Genomic DNA, 25,936 nt, shown 5'->3' with positions numbered 1-25,936 from the left:
GATCTCTTCCTCATCCCGCCAGGCTGAAGCGCTCGAAGTGGGTCTGCGCCTTGGGCACGCCCAGCTCGCGCAGGTTGGCCAGCACCGCGCTCATCATCGGCGGCGGCCCGCACAGGAACACGTCCCGGTCAGCGATGTCGGGGACCATGCGCAGCAGTTCGGCGGGGGCCAGCTTGTCGGGCTGGACCGGGCCGGTCACAAGGTGCAGCTCGGCGCCCTTGGCCCGGGCCAGCTCGCGCAGCTCGTCGTAGAGGACGGCGTCGCGGTCGGTGGCGACGCGGTAGATGACGACCGCGTGGCCGTGCAGCTCTTCGAGAAGGGCGCGGATGGGGGTGACGCCGACGCCGCCGGCAATGAGGACCGACTCCGGGCGGGTGCGGTGCAGCGCGGTGAAGGCGCCGTAGGGCCCCTCGGCGAAGACGCGGGTGCCGATCTGGAGGTGCCGCAGGGCGGCGCTGCCGTCGCCGGCGGCCTTCGCGGTCAGGCGCAGCGTGCGGCCGTCGGGGGCCGCCGACAGGGAGAAGGGGTTCGCCTGCCACCAGCGGTCCTTGGTCAGGAACCGCCACAGGAAGAACTGGCCGGCGCGGGCGGGCAGCTTGTCCAGGTCGCGGCCGGTGATGTAGATCGAGACGACGTTGTCGGACTCGGGGACGACCGCCTCGACGCGGAACTGGTGGCGCAGGTTCCGCCACAGCGGCAGCACCGCGCGGCCCAGGACGACCGCGCCGAGGGCGACGGTCCACACGCCGTACCAGTACGTCCTGGCGACGGACGACGAGGTGAACGTCGTACCGACCGCGACCTGGTGGGTGATGGCGAGCACCACGGCGACGTACGTGTAGAAGTGGATGAAGTGCCAGGTCTCGTAGGCCAGCCGGCGCCGGGCCCAGCGGCCCGAGACGGCGCCGACGACGACGATGATCCCCAGCGCGACGACCGCGCGGAGCACGCCCTCGGTGGTCTCGGCGAGGTCGACGATCGTGCCGATGGGGCCGACGTCGGTCCCCTCGGCGTAGCCGAAGGCGATGAAGACGGCGTGCGCGAGGAGCGTCCAGAGGATGCCGAAGCCGGTCCAGCGGTGCCAGGAGGTCAGCCGGTCCATGCCGATGCGGCGGTCGAGCCAGGGCAGCCGGGCCACCAGCAGCAGCTGGAAGGCCATGAGGAGGGCGCCGTAGAGGCCGAAGAGGCGGCCCAGCACGACGAGCGCGTTGGAGGCGAAGCCGGCCTGGGCGAAGAAGACGGCCACGGCGACCACGTTCGCGGCGAGTACGGCGTACAGGCCCGTGCGGGCCACCACCTTGGGCCGTATCGCCGTGGGGGGCGCGCTGGGCGGTTTGACGGTCGTCGTCACGGAACGGAGCTCCTTGATCGGGGCCTGGGACTCGAGCTTCGCCCGGGCGACCTGTCGAACAGCTGTCATACAACTTTCAAGGTCTTATCGATGTGGTCCCGGGGAGGATACGGCTCTGGTCTGTGGGGCCGCGTGCCGCACTATGAACGGGTGGAAAAAGTACGACTCCTCGTCGTGGACGACGACCCGCCGATCGCCGACCTCGTGGCGACGGTCGCCCGCTACGAGGGCTGGGAGGCGGTCACCGCGAACTCCGGTGAGGAGGCGCTGAGCCGTGCCGCCGAGTTCCACCCGGACATCGTGGTGCTCGACCTGATGCTGCCCGACCTCGACGGCTTCGGGGTCCTGGACCGGCTGCGGCGCTCGGGAACGATGGTGCCGGTGGTGTTCCTCACCGCCCGGGACGCGGTCGCCGACCGGGTGGCGGGGCTGACCCGGGGCGGCGACGACTACCTGGTCAAGCCGTTCGCGGTGGAGGAGCTGATGGCCCGGCTGCGCACGGTGCTGCGGCGCGCCGCGGGCCCCGGCTTCCAGCGCTCGGTGCTCCAGGTCGCGGACCTCACGATGGACGAGGACACCCGCGAGGTCCGGCGCGGCGGCAAGCTGCTCACGCTCACCCCGACCGAGTACGAGGTGCTGCGCTACCTCATGCGCAGGTCGCCGACCGTACTGACCAAGGCGCAGATCCTCGACCACGTGTGGGAGTACGGCTTCGGGGGCCGCTCGAACGTCGTCGAGCTGGTCGTCAGCAGGCTGCGCCGCAAGCTGGACGAGACGGGTGACGATCCGCTGATCCAGACCGTGCGCGGCTTCGGGTACGTCATCCGGCAGGCCTCGGAGTGATCGGGCGGCTGCGCTCGGCGTACCGGCGGATGCGGCTCGGCACCCGGCTCGCGCTGGGGCTCGGCGCGCTGGCCCTGGTGGTGTTCGGCGTCGTGGGCACGGCCCTGACGACGTACATGCGCGACTATCTGTCGAACCAGCTCAACGAACAGCTGTCGATCGCCCAGGTCGCCCAGGCCAAGAGCATCGCGGAGTCCGGCAGCCTGGCGGACAAGAAGTACTGGCGCTGGTACTACGCGGTGTACGACGTGAAGAACGGCACTCCGGTGCTGCGCACCCCCGAGGACTCCACCGACCTGCCCAAGGACGTCGACGAGTTCACGACGGTCGCCGAGGCCAAGACCGTCGCGAGCACGGACGTGACGCGCACCGAGCATCTCGCGGGCGCGGGCGAGTACCGGCTGCGGGCCTGCGAGGTCGAGCCCGGTGTGATCCTGGTCAGCGCGGCGCCCATGGACGACATCGACGACACCGTGGGGCAGCTGATCACGGTCCAGGTCGTCGCGTTCGGCCTCGCCCTGCTGGCGCTGGTGCTGTTCGGCCGGAAGGTGCTGCGGCGCGGGCTGAAACCGCTGAGCGACATGGCGTCCACCGCGCACGGCATCGCCTCGCACGACCTGACCGAGTCGGCGGCCCGGCTGCCGCTGCGCGCCGACCGCAAGGGCGGCGGCCCGGAGGTCGAGGAGCTGCGGACCGCGTTCAACTCGATGCTGGAGCACATCGACCGCTCCCTCGCGGTGCGTTCGGAGGCCGAGCAGCGGCTGCGCCGGTTCGTCGCGGACGCCTCCCACGAGCTGCGGACGCCGTTGATGTCGGTACGGGGCTACGCGGACCTCTTCCAGTACGCCGCCGCCAACGCCCCCGAGGAACGGGACAAGCACCTGGCCCGGCTCAGGGCCGAGGCGGCCCGCATGGGCGTCCTCCTCGACGACCTGCTGCTGCTCGCCCGCCTGGACGCGGCGGAGGTGGAGACCCCGCTGCGGCCGGCGGACACGGATCTGGTGACGCTGGTCCAGGACGCGGCGGACGCGTTCCGCGCGGCGCACCCGGACCGGCCGCTGACGCTGACGGACGGCCCGGCGTCGGTGGCGCTGCGCGTCGACCCGCACCGCGTCCGCCAGGTCCTGGACAACCTCCTCACCAACGCGGCGGTGCACACCCCGGCCGGGACACCGGTGTGCGTGACGGTGTCGGCCGGCTCGGGCCGGGCCCGGGTCGAGGTCACGGACGCGGGTCCCGGCATCCCGCCCGCCGACCGGGAGCGGGTCTTCGACCGCTTCTACCGCGTCGACAAGGCCCGCAGCCGGGACCGTGGCGGCAGCGGCCTCGGTCTCGCCGTGGCCCGCTCACTGGTGCGGGCGCACGGCGGCACGGTGGAGGTGACCAGCGAGCCCGGCAGGACCGTCTTCACGGTGTCGCTTCCGCTCAGGGCGGCGGCCGCTCCGGTGAGCGGAGGCCCGGAGCGATCCTGAGGCCGTCCCCCGGTCAACGCCCCGGACGGGTGGTCAGCCGCGGGGCGGCACTCCTGAACTGCGGCGCACGACGAGCTCGACGGGAATCATCGGCTCGCCCCCCGCAGCGGCCTCGGTGCGCCCGTCGATCCGGTCCAGCAGCAGCCGCAGCAGCCGGGTGCCGATCTCGGCGAAGTCGGTCCGCACGGTGGTCAGCGGGGGCAGGAAGTGGGCGGCCTCGGGGATGTCGTCGTAGCCGACGACACTGATGTCGTCGGGGACGCGGCGGCCCGCCTCGTGGAGGGCGTGCAGCAGCCCGAGGGCCATCTGGTCGTTGGAGGCGAACACGGCGGTGACGTCCGTGCGGCGGGCCAGTTCCCGGCCGAGTGCGTACCCGGACTCGGCGCTCCAGTCGCCGACGAGCGGCGGGTGGATCTCGGCACCGGCCGCCTTCAGCGTGTCCTGCCAGCTGGCCACCCGCTGGTCGGCGGAGGTCCAGCCGGCCGGCCCCGCGATGTGCCATACGGTGGCGTGCCCGAGCCTCAGCAGATGCTCGGTGGCCTGGTGGGCGCCGCCCCGGGAGTCGGCGGTGGCGAGCGGGGTGCCGCCCCTGACCTCGTTCTCCATGACCACCAGCGGGGTACCGAGCCGGGCCTCGGCCAGCGCCTGCCCCACCCGGTGCTGCGGGGCGAGGGCGATCACCCCGTCCGCGCCCTCGGTGGACAGCCGCTGCACGGCTTCGGCGACGGTGGCGTGGTCGGCCGTGTCGTCGAGCGCGATGGAGCTGAGCAGGTAACCGGCCTGCTGCGCGGCGGTGTTGATGGCGGTGAGGATGCTGGCGGGCCCGTAGCGGGCCGCGTCGAAGGAGATCACCCCGACCATCCGGGTCCGCCCACTGGCGAGCGACCGGGCACTGGCGCTGGGCCGGTACCCGAGCACCCGCATGGCGTCCCGCACCGCCTCCCGGGTCTCGTCCCGTACCGCCGGGTGATCATTGAGCACCCGGGAAACGGTCTGCTTGGACACCCCGGCCATCCGCGCCACGTCGTCCATCACAGGCCGAGCCCCCGCGAAGTTACGACGACTGCGCCCTCGGGGGGCGGGATGGTCGGCGGCGGGGGGTGTCATCGGCGGGGCACTTCCTCGGTAAGGGGGGCCGGGACGCCCCAGCATACGGCTGCCGCAACGCCGTATAGGGGGCGCGGGGAACTGCGCGATCAGCCGCAGCGAACGCGAGGTCGAAACTCATCGCACAGCCCAACGGCGGACAGTCACCAACTCCACCCGCTCGACGAAAGCCGCACTCCGGCTCCCCTCCGCCACATACACACCCGCGGTGTCATCCCCCCTGAGCACACGCAACCGCAGCTCCCCCACCGGCACCCGGTCCAGCCCGATGTCCCACACCCGTCCCGAATAGAACTGGTCGGCGACAAGCGTGTCCCCCACATACGCCCGCCCCACATCCCCGGACCAGTGAATCCGCAACAAGGTCCCGCCCGGCACACCGTCCGGCAGCGAGACGACATACTCGGCCGCCACCGTCTCGAACCACTTGTCCTCAGGCACACTCGCCCGCCCCATGACCCCGGTCACCGGCTCAGGCGCAGGCCCAGCAGCCCTCACGAGACGAAGGACAGCGTCCCCAACAGAGCGGCGCTGCTCACCCAGCACGAACCGCGTGAACACCCCGTCCCGCACCCCACCGGCCCTCGGCGAAGGCGAAGGCGAAGGGAACACGGCGTAGGACGGCCGCTCCGCGGCACTGTGCACCCGCATCTCCTCCCGGTCGAAAACCACCCCACCATCCGCGAGCACCAACCGTTCGGCGCCCCACAGCACACCCCGGTAGGCGGTACGAGCCGTAGCGGCATCCAGCACCAGCAGCCCCACCCGCCGCCCGTCCACCGTCTCCGCCTCGACGAGCGCGTCCGTCCCGGCCCGCACCCCGGTGACCAGGGCCCGCCCGCCGACGAAGGACACCTCCCCGGACGGAGCCGAAACCGAAGCCGCGCCCAACAGGGCAACCTCAGGAGCGATACCGTCAACGGCCGCCAGCACCAGCACAGTTCGGTCACCGTCCACCACCGTGCACACCGGCTGCGCCGTGGCCCACTCCACCCGCACCCCACCCACGTCCAGCCGCAACGGCCAGCAGAACGAGGCACCGGACGGCACGGTCACCGGCACCGAGGGGAAGCTCAACTCCCCGTCCTCAAAACCGACTTCGAATGACGTCCCCGGATGATCCGGCAACGGCTCGTGCGGCTGATGGTTGTTGACGAACAGGAACCCCGACGAGCCGTCCCCGCGCACCGCCCACCGCAGCGTCTCCCGGTCACCCTGCCCCCGCGGGCGCACGTCCGGCAGCACGCTCTCCATCGGCGCGACGAGATGCCCGAAGTCGGCCAACAACAGGTGCTGGAGCCGGAGTTCGTCGTACACCGGCCGGTACTGCCCGTACTCGCCGAGCGGCGCCTGGAAGTCGTACGTCAGCACGGGCAGGTCGTTCGGGTACCCCGTGGCGTGCGACTCCTGAAGGGTCGTCAGCTCCCCCACCGGGTTCGTGCCGCCGTGGAACATGTAGTACCCCTGCCACACCGACCCGCACCCGATCTTGGTGAGCCCGAGCGCGGCGATGTCGGCGGCGTCGACCCGTGGCCGCCGGTGGTAGGAGACCGCCATGCCGCCGCCCAACTCGCAGGTGGCCCACGGGAACCGGTCGGCCGAGACGTCCGGTGCGCTGCCGCGGACGGCGGTCAGCGGGCGCAGGTCCGCGCCGATGCCCTCGTCGTCGCGCTGGTGGGTGAAGAAGAAGTGCTTGCGGCAGGTGTCGGGCCAGCCGCCGTCGGCCTCGGTCCAGAACGTCTCGGTGTAGCCGCCGTAGAGGGGCAGCAGTTCGTCGGGTGGGAGTCGTACGCCGCCCCAGGCGGTCGACGTCCACAGGGGGGCGTTCAGCCCGGCCTCCTGGGCCATGCGCTTCAGGGTGAGGAGGTGGCCGGGCTGGTCGTAGAGCTCGTTCTCGATCTGGATCGCGATGACCGGGCCGCCGTGGGCGCGGTCGAGGCCGTCGAGCTGTTGGGCGATCGCCGTGTACCAGGGGCGGACCGCGGCCAGATAGGCCGGGTCGTCGGTGCGTGGCGCGCAGTCGCGGGCCAGGACCCAGTCGGGCAGGCCGCCGTTGCGGACCTCGGCGTGCACCCAGGGGCCGATCCGCGGGATGAAATCCAGGCCGTGGCGGGCGCAGAGTTCGGCGAAGCGGCGCAGGTCGCGGTCGCCGTCGAAGCGGATGCGGCCCTCGGTCTCCTCGTGGTGGATCCAGATGAGATAGCTGGCGACGACCGTCACTCCGGCCGCCTTCATCTTCAGCAGTTCCTCCTCCCACTCGGCGGCCGGGTAACGGGAGTAGTGGAACTCGCCGGAGACCGGGAACCAGGGGCGCCCGCCGCGGGTGAGGAAGCGGCTGGTGACCTCGATGGGGTCGGGCACGCCGGGCGCGTCGGCGAACGGCAGATGGCCGGTGAGCGGGGGTGCGGCCGCCTCGGGGACGCGCAGGTGGTGGTGGGCCATCAGGGGTTCACCGGTCCGAGGTCGGGGGTGTCGGTCAGCTGGGCGCGGGTGGCGGTGGTGGCGTGGAGTTCGAGCAGGATCAGCTCGTTGCCGCCGGCGCGCAGGACCGGTCCGGGGACGTACAGGGTGTGCTGGGGGCCGCGGTTCCAGTAGCGGCCGAGGTGGAAGCCGTTGATCCAGGCCTGGCCCTTGGTCCAGCCGGGCAGCGAGAGGAAGGTGTCGGCGCGTTCGGCGACCTCGAAGGTGCCCCGGTGGAAGGCCGGTTCGAAGGCGGTGGCCGCGGCGGAGGGTGCGAACGGCACGGCGGTGAGGTCGTCGAGGGCCAGCGGGTGGCAGTCCCAGCCGTACAGGCCGGTGCCGTTGAAGGTGACGGGGCCGAGCAGGCCCTTGGGGGTGCCGATGCGGGGGCCGTAGTTGACGCCGCCCATGTTCTCGACGAGGACGTCCAGCGTGGCGCCGGCGCGGGGCACGTGGACCGGCAGGGTCTCGTCGTGGCGTTCGCGTTCGAGGACGCCGACGGGGGCGCCGTCGACGAAGACCTGGGCGCGGTCGCCGACGCCGCCCGCGAAGTGCAGCAGGCCCTGGCCCGCCGTGGGGAGGACGGCGCGGTAGAGGGCGTAGCCGGAGGCCAGGCCGAGTTCGTCCATCATCGCCGGGTTCTCGGTGCGCAGGGGCGTGGCGAGGGTGGCGGCGAGCGGGAGCAGCGGGGCGCGGTGGTCCAACTCGACGGTGAGCGGGGCGAGTTTCGGGGCGGGTGCCGGGACCGGCTGGTCCGGCACGGGGACGTGACGGGCGATGACCTCGCGGAAGGCGTGGTACTTGGGGCCGGGGTCGCCGGACTCGGTGAGCGGGGCGTCGTAGTCGTAGGACGTGACGGTGGGCTCGTAGGTGTGGTGGTGGTTGGCGCCGTTGTGGAAGCCGAAGTTGGTGCCGCCGTGGAACATGTAGAGGTTGACGGAGGCGCCCGCGGACAGCAGCCGGTCGAGGTCGGCGGCGGCGTCGGCGGCGCTGCGGGTGTGGTGCGGACCGCCCCAGTGGTCGAACCAGCCGACCCAGAACTCCGCGCACATCAGCGGGCCTTCGGGCCGGTGGGTGCGCAGCTCGGCCAGGGCGGCGTCGACCTTGCCGCCGAAGGTGCCGGTGGTGAGGACGCCGGGCAGGCTGCCGGCGGTGAGGTGTTCCTGGTTGACCTGGTCGCAGGTGAAGAGGAGTTCCTCGACGCCCCTGTTCCGGAAGCCTTGTTCGAGGTGTTTGAGGTAGGCGGTGTCGTTCCCGTAGGCGCCGTACTCGTTCTCCACCTGGACGGCGATGACGGCGCCGCCGCGCGCCGCCATGTGCGGGAGCAGCGGGGGCAGCAGCAGGTCGAGGTAGCGGTCGATGGCGGCGGTGAAGCGGGGGTCGGAGCTGCGCAGCGCGATGTCCGGGTCGGAGGTGAGCCAGCCGGGCAGACCGCCGCCGTCCCACTCGGCGCAGATGAACGGGCCCGGCCGCAGCAGGACGTGGAGGCCCTCCTCGCGGGCGAGGTCCAGATAGCGGGGCAGGTCGAGGATGCCGTCGAGGACCAACGCGCCGTCGGGATCGGGCTGGTGGGCGTTCCAGGGGACGTACGTCTCGACGGTGTTGAGGCCCATCAGGCGGGCCTTGCGCAGCCGGTCGGCCCACTGGTCGGGGTGGACGCGGAAGTAGTGCATGGCGCCGGAGACGATGCGGAACGGCTCGCCGTGCAGCAGGAATCCGTCGGAGGTGGTGGTGAGCGCGGGCATGCGGGGCTTCCCTTCAGCGCGAATGGATCAGGGCGAATGGATCACTGCGAATGGGATCGGGTGCTGCGGATGAGCCAGAGCGTCGCGGCCAGGCACAGCGCCGAGACGCCCCCGAGGAGCAGCGGTACGGCCTCGACGCCGGACCACTCGATGGCCTTGCCGAGCGCCGGTCCGGCCACCACGCCGCCGACCATCGAGGCGGCGATGACCAGGGCTCCGGCGCGCCGGGCGCGCGGGGCGGCCCGGTGCAGCCAGGGCAGGCCGGTGGGGAAGATCGGCGCGATGAAGAGGCCGACGCCGGCATAGGCGTAGGGCGCCAACTCGCTGATGGACGCGAGCATCAGACAGACCGTCATGCCGGCGCAGGAGACGGTGATGATGGCCTGGGGCGAGTGTCTGAGGGCGATCGGGGCGACCAGGAACCGGCCCACCGTCATCATCAGCCAGTACACGGAGGTGGCGGTCGCGGCGGCCCCGGCGCCGTAGCCGACGGTCTCCAGATGCGTGGGTTCCCAGCCGCCGACGCCCGCCTCGATGCCGACGTGCAGGACGTAGAGGGCGACGAAGACGCCGAGTACGGAGGCGAGGCTGCGGCCGAGGACGCCGCCGGAGTCGTAGGCACCCTCGGACGGCTGCGGGGCCCGGTCCCGCACGCCCTTCAGGCACAGCAGCAACGGCAGGTTGACCAGCGCGAACACCAGGAACACCGCCGGGTAGTGCGCGGCGCCGACCGCGCCGATCAGGGCCGGGCCGAGGATCGCGCCGACGCCGAAGTGGGCGTTGAGGATGTTCAGCATCGCGGTGGAACGGTGGCCGAAGCCGACGGCGAACAGCTGGTTGAGGCCGTAGTCGATACCGCCGAAGCCGAGCCCGGCCAGCAGGGCGGCGGCGAGGGCGAGGGGCCACCGCGGGGCGAGCGCGAAACCCGCCGCGCCCACCGCCATGAGCAGATACGAGGCCCCGAGGATGCGCCGGTTGCCGATCGCCCCGAACCAGCGGTCGAACAGCAGTACCCCGCCCACCCCGCCGACGAAGTGCGCACTCAGCCCCAGCCCGGCGGCCGACGGGGACAGCCCGAACTCCTCGCGGAGGGCGGGGATCGCCGGGCCGTACAGGGCCTGGAGCACACCGATCAGCACGAAGCCGACACAGGAGGCGACGACGGCGGCCGGGCTGAACACCGGGGCTTCGACTACACGGGTCTCTCGCAGCACGCCAAGAAATGTTACCGGTAACATCACGGCCGTCAAGATTGCCGACAGCTCTGCCATTGAATGCTTGAATCGACATCCATACACTCACTCGGTGGATGAATTCACCTTTCGTAGACGCTCGACGAGATCAGCGAGGGTGGCCGCCGTGCTGCTGATGGCCGCCGGTCTCACCACCACTCCGTCCCTGACCACCACGGCCTCGGCCGCCCCACGGCAGCCCGTGGTGTGGCCGCAGCCCCAGAGCATGCAGACGGGGCCCGGCCGGTTCACGGTCCCCGACCGGGTCGTCGAGGTTGTCGGCCCGGACACGGACCCCTCGGCCCGCAAGGTCGTCGAGTCCGCGCTGCGCGCCGCCGGCGCCGACCGCATCGACACGGTCGACAAGCCCCCCGCGTCGGCCGCCTTCACGGTCTACCTCGACGGCCCCGGCACCACCGGGGCCCTGAAACGCCTGGGCGCCCGCTCCCCGCAGGGGCTCCCCTCCGGCGGCTACGCCCTGGCCTCCGGCCGCACCCACGGCCGCACCCTCCTCGCCCTGGCCGGCTCCGACGCCACGGGCACCTTCTACGCCGCCCAGACCCTGCGCCAACTCCTCACCGGAAGCGGCGAGTTGCCGCAGGTCGTCATCCGAGACCGGCCCGCCGCCGCACTGCGCGGCGTCATCGAGGGCTTCTACGGCACTCCCTGGACGCACGCCGAACGCCTCTCCCAACTCGACTTCTACGGCCGCACCAAGCAGAACGTGTACGTCTACTCCCCCAAGGACGACCCGTATCTGCGCGCCCAGTGGCGCGAGGAGTACCCCGCGGCCGAACTCGCCCGGCTGAAGGAGCTGGTGGACCGGGCCGCCGCCAACCACGTCCGCTTCACCTACGCCCTCTCCCCCGGCCTGTCGGTCTGCTACTCCTCCGCCGCCGACATCGCCGCCCTCACCCGCAAGTTCGACTCGCTGTACGCCATCGGGGTGCGCTCCTTCGCCGTCCCGCTGGACGACATCAGCTACACGAAATGGAACTGCCCCGAGGACGAGGCGGAGTTCGGTACGGGCGGCGGCGCGGCGGGCGCGGCCCAGGCGCATCTGCTCAACACTGCGTGGGACGGCTTCTCGGCCGGCCACCCGGGCCTGGAACCGCTGGAGATGGTCCCCACCGAGTACTCCGACCTCGCCGACTCCCCCTACAAGACGGCCCTGCGCGAGCGGCTCGACCCGTCCGTGGTCGTGGAGTGGACCGGCGTCGGCGTGATCGCACCGACGATCACCACCGCCCAAGTCACCGAGGCGCGCAAGGTGTTCGGCCACCCGATCCTGATCTGGGACAACTACCCGGTCAACGACTACGTCACCAGCCGTCTCCTCCTCGGCCCCTACACCGGCCGCGAACCCGGCGTGGCGAGCGCGGCGACCGGGGTGACGGCCAACCCGATGGTCCAGGGCGAGGCGAGCAGACTGGCGCTGTTCACGTCGGCCGCCTACCTCTGGAACCCGGAGGCCTACGACCCACGGGCCGCGTTCCTCGCCTCGGTGCAGGACCTGGCAGGTCCAGGCGGCGCCGCGAAATGGCTGCGGATCTTCGCCGAGAACAACTACTCCTCCCAGCTGGACCCGACCGAGTCCCCGACCCTGAGCAGGCTCATCGCCGCGTTCCGCACGGCGTACGAGGAGGACGGCGGGCTCGACCGGGCCGCCGCCGCGCTGCGGTCGTACTTCACGGACATGGCGGCAACCCCCGCACAGCTCCGGGCCCGGCTCGCCAACCCCGGTTTCCTGTCCGAGACTTCGGCCTGGCTGAACAAGCTGGGCCGCTACGGCACGGCGGGGCAGACGGCCGTCGACCTGCTGCTGGCCCACAAGGCGGGCGACGGCGACGCGGTGTCGACGTACTGGAACCGACTGCGCGCCCAGCGCAAGGAGTTGGACGCGATCCCGGAGCAGGTCTCGCCGGGGGTGATGGACCAGTTCCTCTACACGACGATGCTGGAGAACGCGCCCGACCCCGGTGTGGACGCCGCCTTCTCGCCGGGCTCCCTCTCCCTGGAGCCGGGTGCCTCCAAGACGGTCACGCTGCGGTTCTCGGACGCGTCCGCGAAGACGGTCGGCTGGAAGCTCGACGTACCGGACGGCGTCACCGCCTCCCCGGCCGAGGGCACGGCGACCGTTCCGGCCGGGGGCAGCGCCTCGGTGACCGTCACTCTGACCGGCGTCAGCGAGGGCGTGCACGCGGTGGTCGTGTCGGGGACGGGTGTCCTCGACCGGGCCCTACCCGTCCAGGTCGCGGACGGCGCCGGCTCACCGCGCGCGCTGACCGCCAACTTCAGTGGCGCGTCGGTGAGTTCGATCGATCTGAAGGCCGGCACGACGAAGGACATCGCCGTCGGCGCCAACCCCGGTGAGGTCGTCGTCGGCGCGGACGGGCGGACCGCCTACACCGCGAACCAGGGCTCGAACACGGTCAGCGTGATCGACGTGGCGAGCGGTTCCGTCACCGGCACGGTGGCCGTGGGGCGGGTGCCGGCGGGGCTCGCGCTGACGCCGGACGGCGGGACGCTGTGGGTCGCCAACTACGCGGACGGCACGGTGCAGCCGGTGGACACCGGCACTCTGGCCGCGGGCCCGCCGGTCCCGGTGGGCGACGGGCCGGAGAACATGGCGATCACACCGGACGGCAGGACCCTGTACGTGGCCGACATCCACGACAACACGGTCAGCCCGGTCGACCTGGCCACGAAGAAGGCCGGTCCCGCGATCCCGGTCGGGCCCCGGCCGTTCAACGTGGTCGCCGCGCCGGACGGGAGGACGGTGTACGTGTCCAACTCGGGCGGTTCGACGGTGACCCCGATCGACACGACGACGAACGACACCGAGCCGACCCTCCTCGTCACCGGCCAGGCGTACGGCCTCGCCCTGTCACCGGACGGCAGGACGCTGTGGGTGAGCCCGAGCACCGGGGACTACGTCACACCGGTGGACACGGTGACCGGCGCGCCGGGGACGAAGGTGACGGTGGGGAGGTCGGCGTTCGACGTGGGCCTGGACTGGAGCGGCGACACGGCGTACGTGACGACGGCTGACGGCAACGCGCTGGTGCCGGTGGATACGGCAAAGGGCACCACCGGGACCCCACTGACGACCGGCGCGTATCCGCTCGCCGTAGCCCTGACTCCAGTACCCGTGAAGTGACGGAGGGGTAACTCACCCAGGGGCGCGGGGCTGTGTCGATATGCGGCTCCGCCGCGGGGGCGCGACCAGCCCCCACCGGCCCGCAGCCGATCCACCGCCCCTGGCGGAGCGCCTAGCTGGCGGTACGCCGGATCCGCCCGGCGTACCGCTTCTCCAGCTCCAGGTTCCCCTCGAACCCGCCCGGCACATTCGCCGACACGTACACCGGCGGCCGCTCCCCCTCAGCCAGCAGCAACGCCGACGCCTCCGCGACAGCCATCTGCACCAGCATCACCCCGGTCAACGTCGACAACGCGCACACCGCACCGCCACCCGGCAACTCCAGCAGCGCGTCCCCGCGCGGGGCGGCGTTGTCGAGGACCACGTCCGCGAGGTCCACGAGCTTCTTGCCGCTGGCGTGACCGGCCGGGACGGCGTGGGTGTGGGTGAGGGAGGTGATGGCGAGGATCTTGTGGCCCTGCTGTTTGGCGTGAAGGGCCATCTCGACGATGACGTTGTTCACGCCGGAGTTGGAGACGATGACGAAGAGGTCCTCGGGGCGGGGCGCGGCGAGGTCGTAGAGGCGGGCGGCGATGCCGGGGCTGCGTTCCAGGAGCGGGTCGTCGAGGACGGCGGGGTCGTCGCCGCCGTACAGGACGAGGTCGGCCATCTGGAGGCGGTTGGTGGGGACCAGTCCCCCTGCCCGGCCTGCGACTTCGAGGACCATGGCCTGGGAGTGGCCGGTGCCGAAGGCCTGGATCACGCCGTCCGAGCGGACGCAGTCGGCGATCAGCCGCGCGGCACGGGCCACGTCCTCGCGACCGGACTCGGTGATCTGCTGGAGGACGGCAAGGCTCTGCTGGGCGAAGGCCTGGGCGCTGACGGACTCGACGGACACGTGACACTCACTCCCCACTGATGGATTGAACCACCCTATACGCCGCTATCGATGAATCAATAAATCACAGGGTGCCTGATGCGTTCAATCGGGCGGGATCCCCGGTACTGGTATTCAAGGAGTCAGTTCTCCGGTGGCTGGTACCTTCTCTCCATGCCCCCGACGGACGTCACCACACTGATCCGCACCGAGCTGCCCCGGCTGGCCGGTTCCCTGCGCAAGGTCGGCGAGCTGATCCTGGAGGATCCGGCCGCCGTCACCCACTGTTCGGCCGCCGAGCTGGGGCGCCGCACCGGCACCTCCCAGGCGACGGTGACCCGCTTCTGCCGGGCCATCGGGCTCGACTCCTACCAGCACCTGCTGATCGAACTGGCCCAGGAGCGCGGCCGCGGCCAGGTCTCCGACTGGGGCACCGCCGAGATCGGCCCGGACATCTCCCCGGACGACTCCCTGGAACGGGTCGTGCAGGTGGTGGGCAACGCGGACCTGCGCGCGGTGCAGCAGACCATCGACCGGATCGACCTCGACGCGATCGAGCGCGCCGCGCAGGCCGTGGCACGGGCCCGCCGGATCGACGTGTACGGCGTCGGCGGCAGCGGGGCCGTGGCGCAGGAGACCGAGACCCGGCTGTTCCGGATCGGCTGCGCGGTGCGCGGCTGGACCGAGGTGCACGGCGCCACCACGTCCGCCGCGCTGCTCACCCCGGCGGACGTGGCCGTCGGCATCTCGCACTCCGGGGCGACCCGGGAGACCGTCGAGCCGTTCGAGCTGGCGAAGGAGCGCGGCGCGACGACCGTGGCGATCACCTCGGACCCGCGCTCGTCGCTGGCCAGGTCCGCCGACATCCGGCTGATCTCGTCCGCCTCGGAGACCAACTTCCTCACCGGCATCGGCGGCCGGCACTCGGTGCTGGTGCTGCTCGACTGCCTGTACGTCCGGGTCGCCCAGCTCTCCTACCAGCGGGCGAGCGCCTCGCTGGCGCTGACCGACCACATCATCCCGCAGCACGCGGTGAAGGGGCGGCGGGGCCGCTGACCCGCTGGACCGAGCCGGTTTTGCATGGATGAACCACCAGACATAACTGAAGATGGTTGTTTGAATCATCCTCGCGATGCCAGGATGGGGCTCCGCCGAGCATCCTCGTAGGAGACCCATGCGCGTCACCTCTGTCGAGTCGACCGAGCTTTTCGTCGGCACCGCCGAGCAGCCGTACCAGGTGGTGGTCGCCGAGATCGAGCACGTCCCGGGCCGCGAGGTCCGCCTCACCGCCGAGGGCCCGGGCGTGCGGAGCGTCGGGGAGACCCTGGCCACCGTCGGCGAGGACGGGACCGTACGCGCCGAGATACCCGTGACCGGCGACGGCGAGCACGTCACGGTGACGGCGACCGACGGCTCCGAGACCGCCCGGCGCACTGCCCCGTTCACCGCGGCCGAGCCCGGCTGGACCATGTTCATGGTCAGCCACTTCCACTACGACCCCGTCTGGTGGAACACCCAGGCCGCCTACACCGAGACCTGGGACGTCGCCGACGACCCGGCCTCGTCCGGGCTGCCGGCCCGCACCTTCGACTCGCGCGGCCAGTCGGGCATGAGCCTGGTGCGCGCCCACTGCGATCTCGCGCGGCGCGACCCCGCGTACACCTTCGTGCTCGCCGAGGTCGACTACCTCAAGCCGTACTGGGACGCCTTCCCCGAGGAGCGGGCGTTCCTGCGCGAGCTGATCCGCACCGGCCGCGTCGAGATCATGGGCGGCACCTACAACGAGCCCAACACCAATCTCACCGGCGCCGAGGCGACCGTGCGCAACGCGCTGTACGGCGACGGATACCAGCGCGGGGTCATGGGGGCGTCCCCCGAAACCGCCTGGCAGCTCGACGCGTTCGGGCACGATCCGCAGTTCCCGGGGCTCATGGCGGACGCCGGGATCACGTCGAGCTCGTGGGCGCGCGGCCCGTTCCACCAGTGGGGACCGACCCTCTCCGTCTTCGGCGAGGAGCCGCGCGACCCCCAACGCATGCAGTTCCCGGCGGAGTTCGACTGGATCGCCCCCTCGGGGCGGGGCATCCTCACCGCCTACATGGTCAACCACTACGGCGCTGGTTGGGCCATCGACAACGCTCCCACCCTGCCGGAAGCAGAACAGGCCGCCTTCAAGCTGTTCCGGGGTCTGAAGAAGGTCGCGCTCACGCGCAACGTTCTGCTTCCGGTGGGTGGGGACTACGCGCCGCCGTGCCGGTGGGTGATGGGCATCCACCGGGACTGGAACGAGCGGTACGTCTGGCCGCGGTTCGTCACCGCGATCCCGCGCGACTTCTTCGCCGCCGTGCGCGCCGAGTTGGAGGCCGAGGGGCGCCGGGCCTCGCCGCAGACACGGGACATGAACCCGGTCTACACCGGCAAGGACGTCTCCTACATCGACACCAAGCAGGCCCAGCGGTACGGCGAGACGCTCCTCGCCGACGCGGAGGCCTGGGCGACCCTCGCCTCCCTCGTCGCCGGGTACCCCTACCCGGACGCGGCGCTGGACAAGGCGTGGCGGCAGCTGATCTACGGCGCCCATCACGACGCGATCACCGGCTCGGAGTCGGACCAGGTCTACATCGACCTGCTCACCGGCTGGCGGGAGTTGTACGACCTGGCCGAGGCGGTGCACGCCGACGCGACGGACGCGCTGGCCCGCAGGGTCGCTCAACTGCCGGGTTCAGAGAAGGACTTGGTGGTCTTCAACGCGGCCACCCGGGAGCGGCGGGACGTGCTCGCCGTCGCCGACCCCGGGATGGTCCCGCTGGACGACACCGGTCTGCCGCTGCCCGCCGTGCGGGAGGAGGACGGTGAACTGCGGGTCGTCGTACCGGAGGTGCCGGGCCTCGGCCTCAAGGCGCTGCCGCTCGCCGAGGGTTCGGTCGGCGGGTGGACGCCCGGCGAGGGGACGACGATCCGCAACGAGTTCTACGAGGTGACCGTCGACCCCTCGCGCGGCGGCGGCGTCAGCAGTCTGCGCCAGGGCGGCCGCGAGCTGCTGCGCCCTGGTGACATCGGCAACGAACTCGTGGTCCAGGAGGAGTACCCGAGGCACCCGCGCTTCGGCGAGGGGCCCTGGCATCTCACCCCGACCGGCGTCACGGCCGCCCGGAGCCGGGATGTCACCGCTGACATCGATGTCGCCCACTCGCCCGCCGGACAGCGCATCACCGTCCGCGCGGACCTCGGCCTCTTCCGCTACACCCAGCGACTCACCCTGTGGAAGGGCGTCGACCGGCTCGACGTCTCCACCACCGTCGACGGCTACGACGGCGCCGACCGGCTGATCCGGGTGCGCTGGCCGTCCGACGTGCGCGGCGGGCTGCCGGTGCACGAGGTGGCCGACGCGGTGATCGGGCGCGGGTTCGGGTTCGTGGAGGTGGACAGCGAGCGGTTCCCGTGGACGCTCGACAACCCGGCCAACACCTGGTTCGGGCTCGGCTCGACCGCCCGGGTCGCGGTCCACGACGACTCGGGCACCCTGCTCGGCCAACGGGCCGTCGGCGTCGCCGAGTTGGTGTACGACGACTGGGAGGCGGCCGGTGAGCTGGGCGGCCCGCTCGCGGCGGCCCTCGTCCGCGCCGGGGTCACCGCGACCTCGACCGTCGCGGGCGGTCCCCGCTACGGCGACCTGGAGGTCGACTCCAATCTCCCCGACCTCCGCATCGCGGTCGGCGGCCCCGACCGCAACGCGGTGGTCGCCGAGGCCCTCGCCATGGATCCGGCCGCCGGACGGGAACTCCGGCGCCAGTTGGCCGAGTCGGGGGTGGCGGCCGTATGGGTCGCGCCGCGTGCCTCGCTGCGTGAGGAGTGGGTGCCGGGAGCGGATCTGCGGGATCTGGAGCGGCTGCCGCTGCTGGTGGTCGCGGACACCGGGGACGGCGCCAAGGCGGTCGACGCGCTCATCGCCGACCTCGACGACTTCACCGTGACGGCCACGGCGGCGGGCGGCGGCGAGGCGCTGCCGCCGGGCGATGCCTGGGACGGCCGCAGCTTCGCCGTCCTCAACCGGGGCACGCCGGGCTGTGTGGTCACCTCCTCCGGCGACCTCTGCATGTCCCTCATGCGCTCCTGCACGGGCTGGCCGTCCGGCGTCTGGGTCGACCCGCCGCGCCGCACGGCTCCCGACGGTTCCGCGTTCCAGCTCCAACGCTGGTCGCACACCTTCGAGTACGCCGTCGTGGCGGGCGAGGGCGACTGGCGGGACGGCGAACTCCCGGCCCGGGGCCACGAGTTCAACCATCCGCTGACCGCGCGCGTGCGCACCGGGGCCGAGGACGCCGTACTGCCCAGGAAGGGCGCGTTGCTGGAGCTGGAGCCCGCGGGGGAGGTCCTCCTCGACGCCCTCAAGCCGGCCGGCTCACCGCTGGCCCGGGGCAGCGTGCGGCGGGCGGACCCGGCGCGCGGGATCGTGGTCCGGATGCACGAGGTGAACGGACGCGAGGTCCGGGCACGCGTCCGGGGCCCGCTCGCCTGGACCGGGGGCGCCCGGGCCGACGTACTGGAGACACCGGGCGAGCCGCTGACGCCGGACGCACAGGGCACCTTGGACATTCCCCTGAACGGCTTCGAGGTGGCGACGCTCCTGGCCACTCCCGCCGAAGCGGCACCCACTGTGTCACCGGCCCTGGGCGTCGCCGCCCACGAGCCCGCCCAGCCGGTCCACACCCGCTACTGGCTCCACAACTCCGGCCCCGCACCGCGCGGCAACATGCCGGTCACGGTGTACGTCTCCCCGACCGCCCTCACCGCCTCCGCCCCGGTCACGGCAACGGTCCGCATCGCCTCGGAGCTGACCGACGCCCCCGTGCAGGGCACGGTGACCTTCGAGGTACCGCCGGGGTGGCTGGCCGAGCCCGCCGAGCTGCCGTACGCGCTGGGTCCCGGCGGCTTCTCCCTGGCCGAGGTCACGGTGACCCCGCCCCCGGACGCCGAGCCCGGCAGACACTGGCTGGCGGCCCGGCTGTCGTACGGCGGGCAGACGTACGAGGACGTGGTGGCCCTCGATGTGCCGGGCGGACCACCACCGGGACCGACGCTGGTGTGCGCCTTGGGCGCCGAGCGGATCACCGTACGGCGGGGCGAACGCGTCCACGTGCCGGTGCGCCTGCGCAACACCACGCTCGGCGCGATCAGCGGCCAGCTGTGGGCGGTCTCGTCCTGGGGCACCTGGGCGGGCGTCGCCCCGGGCCTCCAAGGCTTCACCGTGCCGGGCGGGGAGCTGCTGGAAGCCACGATCGAGGTGGACGGCTCAACGATCCCACCGGGTTCGTACTGGCTGATGGCAAAGGTCGGATGGAACGGCTGTGTCGCTTACACGGAGGCGGTGGAGCTGGAGGTGACGTCGTGAGCAGCCATGTGCACAACCATGGGACCGTCGCGGCGACAGTGAACGGCGAGGCGGTGTCGAAGGAGCGCGTGGAAGCCCTCTTGGAAGCCGTCCCGGCCCGTGACCGCGCGACCCGGCCAGAGGCGTTCGCCCGGGCTGAGCGGCAACGAAGGCGGTGGGCGACGCAAGTCGTCGTCACGGACGAACTCGCCCGACAGGCCTGCGCGGAGCGCGGCCTGAGGGGCGCGGGGAACCGCGCGACCGGCCACGACGGCGCCGCAACCGACCGACCACCCACCACGGCTCACCCTGCCGAGCTGGGCAGCATCGTCGCCACCGCCCTGGCCCACTCCCCCGCCGCCCGCGTCCTCCTGGCCGAGCTGGAGCGCGAGCAGCCGGTGCCCGAGGAGGCGGCCCGGGAGTACTACACCCGCAACCGTGACCGCTTCCTCACCCCGGACGCCCTCAGGCGTGGTGTGAACCCCTTCCAGGGGGCCACGGACGCGGACTTCGTGCCGTACGAGCGGGCCCGTGAGGGCATCGTGGGCGACCTGCGCCGCGCCGCCGGGCAGCGTGCCTTCTTCGACTGGCTGGACCGGGCGCGGGTGGGCGTGGAGTACGCGCCGGGGCACGAGCACCCCGGCGACCCGTCCCACCCCGATCACGAGCACCGGCACTGAGCCGGCACCGGCTCGGCCGCGAGAACGGCATCCAAACGCAACACGGCAAACCATTGACCTCCGATGAATTCTGGTCCACCTTTTCATCAATCGGAGTCCAAGTTGGTGATTTGAACCAGCCGAGAGGACAGTTCACATGCGTGCGAAGAGACTGACCGGATCCCTTGCCTGTCTCGTGGTGCTGACGCTCACGGCCGCCGGGTGCGGCCTGTCGGGCGGCGGCTCGGGGGACGGGGACGCCAGCGCGGGCGGTTGCAAGGTCGACCAGGGCAACGTCGGAACCGGGAAGCTCAGCGGGGAGGTGAAGGGCAAGATCACCTTCCAGACGACCAACTTGAAGAAAGACTTCGGGACGTTCTTCAACAGCGTGATCGCCGACTTCGAGAAGGCCCACCCCGGCACCGAGGTCAAGTGGATCGACGACCCCGGCGACAACACCTTCACCACCCGCACGGTGGCCGACGCCCAGGCCTGCACGCTCGCGGACGTCATCAACGTCAACGCCCCGACGGCGACGGCCCTGACGAAGGCCGGCTATCTGCTGGACGTCGGCACCAAGGACCCGGACGCCGCCAAGCCGTTCGTCCCCGCGTTCTGGAAGACCGCCGTCTTCAAGGACGCCGGCGGCAAGGCGATCCACACCGCGCTGCCCTGGTACACCGGCGGTGTCATCCTGACGTACAACAAGGACCTGCTGAAGAAGGCCGGTGTCGACCCGGCGAAGCCGCCGACCACGTTGTTCGGGCTGTTCGCCGACTTCGAGAAGGTCGCCAAGGCGGGCGACGGCAAGTTCTACGCCACCATGGCCAATCCGATCTGGCGCATCCCGTCCGACTTCGACCAGATGGGCATCAAGACCCTCTCCGACGACGGCAAGTCCGCCGTCTTCGCCGACGACCCGCGCACCACCCAGTGGGTGGCCTGGATGGCGAAGCTGTACAAGGCGGGCGCGATGCCGAAGGACTCGCTGTCCTCCAGCAACGACCCGTCCACGCTCTACAGCCAGGGCAAGGTGGCCTACGGTTCGACGAACCCGAGCTTCGTGCGGTTCGTGAAGCAGAACAGCCCGTCGATCTACGACAGGACGGCCGTCGGCCAGCAGCCGTACGACGCGCTCGGCCGGGCCTCCGCCGGTGCCCCGCAGTACATATCGGTCGCCGCGACCAGCAAGAACGCGCCCACGGCACTGTCGTTCGCGGAGTTCCTCACCAACGCCGAGAACCAGACGGCCTGGTGCAAGGACCCGGCGGTGGTGATCTTCCCGACCACCACCGAGTCGCTGAACGACCCGTTCTTCCAGAAGGTCACCGGCACCGACCCGTTCTCCCAGGCCCGCAAGCTCGTCGCCGACCAGCTCAAGACCGCCAGCACCAACCAGACCAGCCTCTCCCCGGCCGTGCAGAACGCGATGGTCGCCCAGGTGCAGCTGGCCATGCAGGGCAAGAAGAGCCCCGCGCAGGCCGTCAAGGACGCCCAGGAGAAGGCGAACGAGCTGCTGAAGCAGGCGGGTTGACGGTGACGGTCCAGATCACGAAGCCGGTTCCGGTGCCCGGCACGGAGGCTTCCGTGCCGGGCCCGGCCCCCTCCCGCCTCCGGGCGCTGCTGCCCGGCCCGTCCGCCGGGGCCAACGGGGCCGCGATGTACCGGCGTTGGTGGCTGCCGTGGCTGTGGACGGCGCCCGCGATCGTCTGCGCGGTGGTGTTCGGGGTGTTCCCGTTCCTCAACACCGTCCTGCTGTCGTTCACCAACGCCAAGCCGCTGGGCGGCGCCGCGAGTTTCGTCGGACTCGACAACTACACGCGGATGCTGGACGACTCGGACTTCTGGCTGGCGACCCGCAACAGCATCCTGTACGCCGTCATCGTCGTCCCCCTGATGGTGCTGCTGCCGCTGATGCTGGCCGTGCTGGTGGAGAAGAACCTCCCCGGCATCGGCTTCTTCCGCTCCGCCTTCTACACGCCGGTGCTGGCCTCCAGCGTGGTCGTGGGCCTGAGCTGGCAGTGGCTGCTCGCGGACGACGGACTGGTCAACACCTGGCTGGAGAAAGCCCACTTGATCAGGTCGGCGATCCCGTTCCTGTCCGACTCGTGGCTGATCCTGCTGTCCGCGATGGGCCTGACCCTGTGGAAGGGCCTCGGCTGGTACATGGTCTTCTACCTGGCCGCCCTCGGGAACGTCCCCAAGGAACTGCACGAGGCGGCTCAGATGGACGGCGCCGGCGCGGTCCGCCGCTTCTGGCACATCACGATCCCCGGCGTACGCCAGGCCATGATGCTGGTGGGCACCCTGACCGGCATCGGCTCGCTCAGGGTCTTCACCGAGATCTACATGCTGGGCAGCTCCACCGGTGGCCCCGGCGGCGCCGACCGCACCCTGCCGTTCTACATCCGGGACGTCGGCCTGGACCCCATCACCGGCAACGCCGGCTACGGCTCGGCCGTCAGCGTGGCCCTGTTCCTGCTGACGCTGGGGCTGACCCTGCTGGCGCAGCGCCTGACGAAGGAGGACGAGTCGTGACGACGACGGCCCTGGACAAGCGCCGCCGGCTGCTGCCCCGCTGGGGCGACTACGGCAGGCCCCGCGAACTCGTCGTCCGCTACCTGCTGTTGTTCCTCGTCCTCGGTCTCACGGTCGGCCCGCTGCTCTGGCAGCTGCTGGCCTCCCTGAAGGGCACGAGCGAGGACGTCTTCGGCGCGAACGCCACCCTGCTCCCGCACCACCCGACCCTGCACGCCTACCGGACGGTCTTCGACCAGGTGCCGGTGTGGTCGTACATCAAGAACAGCCTGATCGTGGTCGCCCTGTCGATCACCAGCCAGCTCGTCTTCTCCACCACGGCCGGCTACATGCTCTCCAAGCCCGGCTGGAAGGGCCGCAAGGCGGTCTGGGTGGTGCTCATCGCCTCGATGATGTTCCCCTTCGAGTCGATCATGGTGTCGCTGTTCATCAGCATCCGCGACCTGGGCCTGGTCGACAGCCTGGCCGGCGTCTGGCTGCCCGGCTTCGTCGGCGCGATCAACGTCCTCCTCATGCGCGGCGCGTTCCTCGCGGTCCCGCGCGAGATCGAGGACTCGGCGATGCTGGACGGCGCCAACGAATGGCAGCGCTTCCGGTATCTGTACCTGCCGTCCGCGTGGGGCGCGGTCATGGTGGTGGTCATCAACACCTTCATCAGCGCCTGGGACGACTTCCTGTGGCCCCTGATCGTGCTGCGCTCGGAAGGCAACATGACGCTCACCCTGGGCCTTTCCCGCCTCCAGTCGTCGTCGTTCGGCTACGACCAGCGGACGGTGATGGCCGGTTCGGTGATATCCGTGATCCCGGTGCTGGTGCTGTTCGTGATCACCCAGCGGTGGTTCTACAAGGGCGTGTCCTCGGGAGCCGTCAAGATCTGAGGTCGAGCCGGACGGGTACGGCGGTGAGCGCCGCCCGCGCCGACTCGGCGACCCGGAGCTCCACCAGGCCCGTCAGGTCGCCGTCGAGCGTCAGCGTGACCGTACGGCGCTCCCCCGCCGCGAGACCGACACCCTCGAACGCGCACAGTTCGAGGGTGCGCGGCCAACTGGTGGCGATCAGCCGCCGCAGATAGACCTGCACGACCGAACGGCCGTACCGCTCCCCGGTGTTGGTGACGTCGAGGGAGACGGTACGGCCGTCCGTGCTCGGCGGTCCGTAGTTGAAGCTCGTGTACGACAGCCCGTGCCCGAAGGAGAAGAGCGGCCCGGCGTCGGCGTCCACGTAACCGCCGTACTCGGTGTCCTTGTGGTTGTAGTAGACGGGGAGTTGGGCGGCCGAGCGCGGGACGGAGACGGGGAGCCGGCCGCCGGGTTCCGCGAGTCCGAGGACGACCTCGGCGATCGCCTCACCGCCCCACGGGCCCGGATACCACGCGGTGAGGAGCGCGCCCGGCGTATCGGGTACGACATGCGGGCGCCCCTGGACCAGCACGACCGCCGTGGGGGTGCCCGTCGCGACGACGGCGTCCAGGAGCGCGTACTGGGCGGCCCCCAGCCGCAGCCCCGCGAGGTCGACGCCCTCGCCGCACGTCATCTCCGAAACGGCCTTGAGAGCCGCCCCGTTGGCGGCGAAGTCGGTGTCCGGCGTACGGGCGCTGCTGCCGCCCAGCACCAGCACGGCGAGATCCGAGGCGGCGGCCGCGGCGACCGCCTCGGGGATGCCGGAGAGGTCGTCGCCGGTGAGGGCGCAGCCACGGGTGTGGCGGATGTCGACGCCGGGCGGGACGAGGCGGCGCAGCGCGTCGAGGACGCTGCTGCCGGTGCCGGGGGCTTGCGGGGCGGTGTAGTCGCCCAACTGGTGTGCCGTGGTGGCTGATTGGGGGCCGAGGACGGCGATGCGGGAGACGCGGGCGTCGACGGGGAGTGTGCCGTCGTTGCGCAGGAGGGTGACGGCGGCGCGGGCGAGAGAGAGGCTGAGGTCCTTGCCTCCGGTGGGGGCCGGGGGTGTGGTGGGTGTGGTCCCCTGCCGGTCGAACAGCCCCAGGCGGAACTTGAGGCGCAGCACGCGGGCGACGGCCGTGTCGAGGACCGTCTCCTTCACCAGCCCGCGCTCCACCGCCTCCTCCAGCCGCGTGAACCCCTCGTCCCAAAGGCTCAGGTCCACACCGGAGTTGAGCGCGAGCGCGCCCGCGGAGACCGTGTCCCCGGTGATGCGGGCAAGCCGGTCGACGGCCAGCCCGTCCGCCATCACCAGCCCCTCGAACCCCCACTCCTCTCTGAGGAGTTCGGTGAGCAGGGCGCGATTGCCGGAGCAGGGCATGCCGTCGACCTCGTTGTAGGCGGCCATGACGGCGGCGGCTCCGGCACGGATGCCCGCGCGGGCCGCGGGGAGGTGGATCTCGTGCAGTTCCCGCAGGCCCAGTTCGGACTCGGCGGAGTTGCGGCCGCCGACGGTGGCGCCCTGTCCGGCGAAGTGCTTGAGGACGACGGGGGACTTGTCGGGGGCGAACAGCTCGCCCGCGCCCTGCATCCCGTGCACCAGCGCCTCCGTCAGCCGGGCGGCCAGGTACGGATCCTCCCCGAAGCACTCCTCGGTACGGCCCCAGCGGGGATCGCGGGCGATGTCCAGGGCGGAGACGAGGGCGACATGGCCGCCGCGGGCGCGGAGTTCCGCGGCGGCGTGGGCGGCGGCGCGCTCGTACAGCGCCGGGTCCCAGGTGGCGCCTACGGCCAGGTTGACCGGCAGGACCGTGCCGTCGAGGGCCATGAGGCCGTGCGGGACCTCCTCGACGAACAGCGCCGGGATGCCGAGGCGGCTGCTCTCGACGACATGGCGCTGGACGAGGTCGGCGAGCGTGGCGGCGTCCTCGGCACCGGGTCCGCTGCCGTGCGCGACGCCGGACCAGGCGTCGGCGCGCTGGAGGCCGTACAGGGCGCCGAGTCCGGCGAACCGCTCGGTCTCGGCGCGGAGGGCGCCGGTGAGTTCGAAACCGCCGCCTGGGGTGCGACGGTAGGCGTCCCAGCCGTACATGCGCTGGTTGAGCTGGCCGACCTTCTCGCGCAGGGTCATGCGGGCGAGCAGGTCGTGGACGCGGGCGTCGAGGGGGGCGGCGGGGTCGCGGTAGGTGGTCACAGGCGGCGTCCGTGGTCGAGTTGGTGCGCGGGCCGGTACGTGGTCACAGGCGGCGTCCATGGTCGAGTTG

Annotated in this window: 16 protein-coding genes; 9 read left to right on the top strand and 7 right to left on the bottom strand. The window is 71.6% G+C overall.

The window, feature by feature from the left end:
* Positions 1–10: 10 nt before the first annotated feature.
* Positions 11–1,294, bottom strand: a complete 1,284-nt coding sequence (locus EJC51_RS36265) for a ferredoxin reductase family protein (protein WP_425276851.1) — start codon at positions 1,292–1,294, stop codon at positions 11–13.
* 147 nt (positions 1,295–1,441) lie between these two features.
* Between EJC51_RS36265 and EJC51_RS36260 the strand changes: the two genes are divergently transcribed.
* A complete protein-coding gene (locus EJC51_RS36260; RefSeq protein ID WP_126274910.1) occupies positions 1,442–2,194 on the top strand; it encodes a response regulator transcription factor in 753 nt (250 codons plus the stop codon).
* A complete protein-coding gene (locus tag EJC51_RS36255) occupies positions 2,191–3,666 on the top strand; it encodes a sensor histidine kinase (RefSeq protein ID WP_126274909.1) in 1,476 nt (491 codons plus the stop codon). Before EJC51_RS36260 ends, EJC51_RS36255 begins: the two co-directional genes overlap by 4 nt.
* Before the next feature lie 33 nt (positions 3,667–3,699).
* Here the strand turns inward: EJC51_RS36255 and EJC51_RS36250 are convergent, their stop codons facing one another.
* From EJC51_RS36250 to EJC51_RS36235, 4 genes are all read right to left on the bottom strand, one after another.
* Positions 3,700–4,773, bottom strand: a complete 1,074-nt coding sequence (locus EJC51_RS36250; protein WP_126274908.1) for a LacI family DNA-binding transcriptional regulator — start codon at positions 4,771–4,773, stop codon at positions 3,700–3,702.
* A 117-nt stretch (positions 4,774–4,890) separates the two neighbouring features.
* The gene (locus tag EJC51_RS36245; protein WP_126274907.1) at positions 4,891–7,215 is read right to left on the bottom strand and encodes a beta-galactosidase; all 2,325 of its coding nucleotides are present in this window, start codon (positions 7,213–7,215) and stop codon (positions 4,891–4,893) included.
* Positions 7,215–8,978 (bottom strand): glycoside hydrolase family 35 protein, encoded by a 1,764-nt coding sequence (locus EJC51_RS36240; RefSeq protein WP_126274906.1) that lies wholly within the window; start codon positions 8,976–8,978, stop codon positions 7,215–7,217. Before EJC51_RS36240 ends, EJC51_RS36245 begins: the two co-directional genes overlap by 1 nt.
* A 41-nt stretch (positions 8,979–9,019) precedes the next feature.
* Positions 9,020–10,192: an MFS transporter gene (locus EJC51_RS36235; protein ID WP_244362994.1), complete on the bottom strand. Its 1,173-nt coding sequence runs from the start codon at positions 10,190–10,192 to the stop codon at positions 9,020–9,022.
* A 91-nt stretch (positions 10,193–10,283) separates the two neighbouring features.
* Between EJC51_RS36235 and EJC51_RS36230 the strand changes: the two genes are divergently transcribed.
* On the top strand, positions 10,284–13,370 hold the full coding sequence (locus tag EJC51_RS36230; protein WP_483025185.1) for a beta-N-acetylglucosaminidase domain-containing protein: 3,087 nt from the start codon (positions 10,284–10,286) through the stop codon (positions 13,368–13,370).
* Between the two features lie 112 nt (positions 13,371–13,482).
* On the opposite strand, the gene EJC51_RS36225 is transcribed toward EJC51_RS36230, so the two are convergent.
* Positions 13,483–14,247 carry a sugar isomerase domain-containing protein gene (locus tag EJC51_RS36225; RefSeq protein WP_126274905.1) on the bottom strand — a complete coding sequence of 255 codons (765 nt, stop codon included), beginning with the start codon at positions 14,245–14,247 and terminating at the stop codon, positions 13,483–13,485.
* A 153-nt stretch (positions 14,248–14,400) separates the two neighbouring features.
* Between EJC51_RS36225 and EJC51_RS36220 the strand changes: the two genes are divergently transcribed.
* The 6 genes from EJC51_RS36220 to EJC51_RS36195 all read left to right on the top strand — a co-directional run bounded on the left by EJC51_RS36220 (position 14,401) and on the right by EJC51_RS36195 (position 23,672).
* On the top strand, positions 14,401–15,282 hold the full coding sequence (locus EJC51_RS36220; RefSeq protein WP_097270098.1) for a MurR/RpiR family transcriptional regulator: 882 nt from the start codon (positions 14,401–14,403) through the stop codon (positions 15,280–15,282).
* A 118-nt stretch (positions 15,283–15,400) separates the two neighbouring features.
* The gene (locus tag EJC51_RS36215) at positions 15,401–19,618 is read left to right on the top strand and encodes a glycoside hydrolase family 38 N-terminal domain-containing protein (RefSeq protein ID WP_126274904.1); all 4,218 of its coding nucleotides are present in this window, start codon (positions 15,401–15,403) and stop codon (positions 19,616–19,618) included.
* On the top strand, positions 19,615–20,277 hold the full coding sequence (locus tag EJC51_RS36210) for a peptidyl-prolyl cis-trans isomerase (RefSeq protein ID WP_244362992.1): 663 nt from the start codon (positions 19,615–19,617) through the stop codon (positions 20,275–20,277). The genes EJC51_RS36215 and EJC51_RS36210 overlap by 4 nt, the downstream gene beginning before the upstream one ends.
* 136 nt (positions 20,278–20,413) lie before the next feature.
* Entirely contained in the window at positions 20,414–21,790 is a 1,377-nt protein-coding gene (locus EJC51_RS36205; RefSeq protein ID WP_126274903.1) for an extracellular solute-binding protein, read from the top strand.
* Between the two features lie 2 nt (positions 21,791–21,792).
* Complete coding sequence (locus EJC51_RS36200) at positions 21,793–22,794, top strand: carbohydrate ABC transporter permease (RefSeq protein ID WP_126274902.1); 1,002 nt, start codon at positions 21,793–21,795, stop codon at positions 22,792–22,794.
* A complete protein-coding gene (locus EJC51_RS36195) occupies positions 22,791–23,672 on the top strand; it encodes a carbohydrate ABC transporter permease (RefSeq protein ID WP_126274901.1) in 882 nt (293 codons plus the stop codon). Before EJC51_RS36200 ends, EJC51_RS36195 begins: the two co-directional genes overlap by 4 nt.
* Here EJC51_RS36195 and EJC51_RS36190 read toward each other — a convergent pair.
* Positions 23,662–25,926, bottom strand: a complete 2,265-nt coding sequence (locus EJC51_RS36190) for a glycoside hydrolase family 3 N-terminal domain-containing protein (RefSeq protein ID WP_126274900.1) — start codon at positions 25,924–25,926, stop codon at positions 23,662–23,664. The genes EJC51_RS36195 and EJC51_RS36190 overlap by 11 nt on opposite strands.
* Positions 25,927–25,936: the final 10 nt, after the last annotated feature.

This window comes from Streptomyces aquilus (genome assembly GCF_003955715.1).
In the GTDB taxonomy this organism is placed as follows: domain Bacteria; phylum Actinomycetota; class Actinomycetes; order Streptomycetales; family Streptomycetaceae; genus Streptomyces; species Streptomyces aquilus.
Note: the sequence above shows the minus strand (reverse complement) of the source record. Positions and strands in the feature narration are given on the sequence as shown.

Excerpts from the sequence above, each read along its gene's own strand:
- EJC51_RS36260 (WP_126274910.1), top strand. The coding sequence starts at position 1,442 with ATGTGGTCCCGGGGAGGATACGGCTCTGGTCTGTGGGGCCGCGTGCCG.
- EJC51_RS36250 (WP_126274908.1), bottom strand. The coding sequence starts at position 4,773 with ATGACACCCCCCGCCGCCGACCATCCCGCCCCCCGAGGGCGCAGTCGT.
- EJC51_RS36245 (WP_126274907.1), bottom strand. The coding sequence starts at position 7,215 with ATGGCCCACCACCACCTGCGCGTCCCCGAGGCGGCCGCACCCCCGCTC.
- EJC51_RS36240 (WP_126274906.1), bottom strand. The coding sequence starts at position 8,978 with ATGCCCGCGCTCACCACCACCTCCGACGGATTCCTGCTGCACGGCGAG.
- EJC51_RS36220 (WP_097270098.1), top strand. The coding sequence starts at position 14,401 with ATGCCCCCGACGGACGTCACCACACTGATCCGCACCGAGCTGCCCCGG.
- EJC51_RS36215 (WP_126274904.1), top strand. The coding sequence starts at position 15,401 with ATGCGCGTCACCTCTGTCGAGTCGACCGAGCTTTTCGTCGGCACCGCC.
- EJC51_RS36205 (WP_126274903.1), top strand. The coding sequence starts at position 20,414 with ATGCGTGCGAAGAGACTGACCGGATCCCTTGCCTGTCTCGTGGTGCTG.
- EJC51_RS36190 (WP_126274900.1), bottom strand. The coding sequence starts at position 25,926 with ATGGACGCCGCCTGTGACCACGTACCGGCCCGCGCACCAACTCGACCA.